This is a genomic window from Mesorhizobium sp. M4B.F.Ca.ET.089.01.1.1, assembly GCF_004022605.1.
In the GTDB taxonomy this organism is placed as follows: Bacteria; Pseudomonadota; Alphaproteobacteria; order Rhizobiales; family Rhizobiaceae; genus Mesorhizobium; species Mesorhizobium abyssinicae.
In genome coordinates this window covers 1-527 of sequence record NZ_RZOS01001294.1, presented here as the reverse complement: position 1 = coordinate 527, position 527 = coordinate 1, and the positions used below count along the sequence as shown (strand labels likewise).

The 527-nt window shown below is 66.4% G+C and carries 1 protein-coding gene; it reads right to left on the bottom strand.

Features of this window, described 5'->3' with window-relative positions; all coding sequences use genetic code 11:
- On the bottom strand, nt 1-527 hold a 527-nt coding region (locus tag EN780_RS37230), incomplete at both ends, for an adenosine kinase (RefSeq protein ID WP_133372999.1).

Genomic DNA, 527 nt, shown 5'->3' with positions numbered 1-527 from the left:
ACGCAGAACGAATCCGATAGCGTCATCGACACTTCTCGGCCTGCCGCGTGCGCCAGCTTCGCCGTCTGGCGGATTGCCTCCTTGGCGCGCGGCGGGTCCCACAGATAGCCTTCGAAATAGGTGACCTTGGCGCCGGACGCCTTGTCGGCTTCGACATCCTCAGGGCCAAGCTCGACGCAGGCGCCGAGATAGGTGTTCATCGAGCGCTCGCCGTCGGGCGTGACGAAGATCATCGAGCGCGCCGTCGGCGGCTCACCCTTGAGCGGCGTGGTGCCGAAGGCGACGCCCTGCGCATGGATGTCGTGGGCGTAGATTTCGCCCAGCGCATCGTTGGAGACCTTGCCGAAGAAGGCCGCGCGGCCGCCAAAGCTGGCGACGCCGGCCGCCGTGTTGCCGGCGCTGCCGCCGGACGCTTCGATCGCCGGACCCATGCGGCTGTAGAGCAGTTCGGCGCGTTGTGTGTCGATGAGGTTCATCGCGCCCTTGATGATGCCGTTGGTCTCGAGGAATTCCTCGTCGCACTGGGC